Consider the following 1158-nt stretch of genomic DNA (forward strand, 5'->3'; position numbering starts at 1 on the left):
AAAAATAAAGATAATGAAAAATAAAATATTTTAATATAAAGAAACGTCACAAAATCATGACATAATTAAATATAAAGAATATTTCACTTTTAAAAAATCATCCTGAATAGCAAGCTTAATACAATAGGCAGTGTGATTGCTGCAAACATTGTTTGAGAAGTAATGATCCCTGCCATTAACTCAGAATCGCCCCCTAACTGTCGGGTTAAAATATAAGATGTCGGAGCCGTTGGAATAGAAAAGAAAATAACGAGAAGTATTGTGACAAGTGGTGATAAGCCTAAAAAGTAAGCAACACTATACGCGATCATCGGTACAATAAGTAAACGAGTAACGGTATTAATACTAATCATTTTACTTTCTGCTTTTAGTGTTGATAGATGTAATGCCGCACCAATACAAATAAGTCCCAAAGGTAAGCTGGTTGCTGCTAACAATTTGAGAAATTGATCGCTCCCAAAAGGAAGCCCAACGCCTGACAGATTTATTATGATCCCAATAATACAAGAGATAATTAAAGGATTTTTTATGATAGGCAATACGAGTTGACGCAAAGTCACATTTTGTCCCGCGGTTAAACAAAGCACTGAAGTAACATTGGATAATGGAACTAGCGTTGCCAATATTAATGCAGCGATCCCTAATCCTTCAACACCAAATAGATCAGCGACAATGGCTAACCCTAAATAAGTGTTAAATCGAATATTACCTTGAACAATTGCACCAAAACGTCCAGCAGACCAACCTATCGTTTTTTTCAACACAACACATAATACTGTGACAATAATCACCACAGAAAAAATAGCCCCGGCAAGATGAGGTAATTGAGGATCAGATAAAGGCGCATTTGCCAAGCTATTGATCAATAAAGCAGGAAAAAGTAAAAAGTAGTTAAGTTTTTCAGCTCCAACCCAAAATGCCGGTTCAAACGTTTTATTTCTTCTTAAAATTGCACCTAGCGCAATTAACGCAAATAACGGCCATAACGTTAATAACACATTTTGCATAATATTTGTCCTAAAGATATCGTAATACTTTACAATATCGCAACATCATGCAGATTTCTATTTTATGTTATTAATATAAAAGCCAATTCAAAAAATGATAAAAATAAATTTATACCGCATTTTAAGAATAGCTTTTTTATTATTATTCCAT

At 33.4% G+C, this 1158-nt stretch carries 1 protein-coding gene; it reads right to left on the minus strand.

Features of this window, described 5'->3' with window-relative positions:
- Positions 1 to 89 precede the first annotated feature (89 nt).
- Positions 90 to 1007 carry an AEC family transporter gene (locus tag BHE89_RS17950; RefSeq protein WP_128860693.1) on the minus strand — a complete coding sequence of 306 codons (918 nt, stop codon included), beginning with the start codon at positions 1005 to 1007 and terminating at the stop codon, positions 90 to 92.
- Positions 1008 to 1158: the final 151 nt, after the last annotated feature.

Origin of the sequence: Shigella sp. FC1967 (genome assembly GCF_001743005.1) — a bacterium.
Classification (GTDB): domain Bacteria; phylum Pseudomonadota; class Gammaproteobacteria; order Enterobacterales; family Enterobacteriaceae; genus Proteus.

Excerpts from the sequence above, each read along its gene's own strand:
- BHE89_RS17950 (WP_128860693.1), bottom strand. The coding sequence starts at position 1,007 with ATGCAAAATGTGTTATTAACGTTATGGCCGTTATTTGCGTTAATTGCG.